Annotated in this window: 3 protein-coding genes; all 3 read right to left on the bottom strand. The window is 57.5% G+C overall.

Annotated elements, in window-relative coordinates; genetic code table 11:
• Nucleotides 1-647 (bottom strand): inorganic phosphate transporter (locus AWT75_RS20370; RefSeq protein ID WP_193394113.1); only part of this gene is annotated, 647 nt, incomplete at its 3' end.
• A gap of 159 nt (nt 648-806) precedes the next feature.
• Nucleotides 807-1,238, bottom strand: coding sequence for a DciA family protein (locus AWT75_RS20365; protein WP_045846442.1), 432 nt, complete (start codon nt 1,236-1,238; stop codon nt 807-809).
• Nucleotides 1,239-1,366: 128 nt separating this feature from the next.
• Nucleotides 1,367-1,690 (bottom strand): fimbrial protein (locus AWT75_RS20360; protein WP_153013416.1); only part of this gene is annotated, 324 nt, incomplete at its 5' end.

The raw sequence follows: 1,690 nt of genomic DNA, 5'->3' as shown, positions 1-1,690 counted from the left end.
AAGCCCACCAGCGGCGACAGCAGCAGCGAATAGCCCACCTTGCTGACCTGGGTCCAGTCCACCCCGCTGGTGCCATCGCGGCCATGCATCAGCGCATTGGCAATACCCACGCCGATGATGGAGCCGATCAGCGTATGCGAGGAGGAGGCGGGCAGGCCCAGCCACCAGGTACCCAGATTCCACAAAATGGCGGCAATGAGCAGGGCAAATACCATGGCAAAGCCGGCACTGGAGCCCACTTGCAGGATCAGCTCCACCGGCAGCAGCGAAATGATGCCAAAAGCCACGGCACCACTGGAGGTCAGTACACCGAGGAAATTGAACAGCCCGGACCACACCACGGCCACATGCGGCGGCAGCGAGTGGGTGTAAATCACCGTGGCCACCGCATTGGCGGTGTCGTGGAAGCCATTGACGAACTCGAAGCCCAGTGCAATCAGCAGCGCCAGAATCAGCAGCAGGATGGAAATCCAGCTGCCATGGCGGGCCATGGTGTCATTGACATCGTGAAACAGGTTCAGCCCGGCAAACAGCAAGCCACCGATCAGCAAGGCCACGAACAATAAAACCGTGCTGCTGTTGGTTGGGCGGTGTACTGCCGTTGCGGCCGTACTGCGGCTGAGGGCCACCTCGGAAGACTGGTTCATGCAAGCTCCTTGAAAATATTCAAGGAGCATTGATACCCGAGGCAGATTGCAAGCGAGTGACAATAAGCTGTCGTTGATTGAATTAAAACAAAACTTAATATATTGCTGTTGTATGCACCTGCCTCTAGCAGCTGCCCCGCAGTGTGGCTGTCATCAAATCTAACGCTTGCGGTGATGAGCAATCAGCCGTGCCAGTGCCGCGCTGACCAGCGGGTTGCTCACCTGCTGGGCCCCGGCTTCGATTTCGGCCAGCGCCTGCTGGCTGATGCCGATGCGCTTGGGTGGCGGTGGCGGTGGTGTGAGGTGGATGTCCACCTTGATACGCACCTTGCTGGCACTGTAGCCGCGCGCCTCCAGCGGGGCCAGCAGGCTGTTGCCCATCATGCGCAGCCGCGCAGCAACAATGCCGTTGTTGGCAAACACCACCAGCTCGCCATCGCGAATGCGCACCGCACGGCAGGCCTCGGCCAGCTGCGGTGGCAACTGGCTGCGGAATACCTGGTCCAGCGCCATCAGCGCATTGGCCTCGCGCGTGAGCTGGCGCAGCGTGCTGTCACCACGGGCGATATCTTCAAACTGGCGTTCTGACATGGGGTTTCTGGCTGGAAGTGAACGCTTATTGTAGCTGATCTGGCTGATGCGAGGTGCAGCCCTGGTCAGCAATTGGTAATGATATTGATGGACATGGATTAATAAACCCTCAGTAGCATGACTTGCTGCTATTGATAGGACAAAGTGAATGTTGTAATGGCCTTGACCGAACCGCCAGTCACTGGACCGGTACGGATATAGTTGGCACTGAACGGGATATTGATCGAGCCGCTTAGTGTGCCCACCAGAAACTGATTCGTCGTATAGGCCGCACTGGAATCCGGCCCCATGAAAACCGGCTGGCCATTACGTTGAATCTGTATGCCTACTCCTTTTGCCGTGGAGTCGCTAGTCAGGCTAACAATATTGCTTGTCTGCCCGGGGGCGCTTATATCCGTGATGGTCATGTACAAATTAACCGGGCTTGGACAGTTAAGAGGCAGGCTGAATGC

It is taken from the genome of Aquitalea pelogenes, assembly GCF_001515305.1.
In the GTDB taxonomy this organism is placed as follows: Bacteria; Pseudomonadota; Gammaproteobacteria; order Burkholderiales; family Chromobacteriaceae; genus Aquitalea; species Aquitalea pelogenes.
Note: the sequence above shows the minus strand (reverse complement) of the source record. Positions and strands in the feature narration are given on the sequence as shown.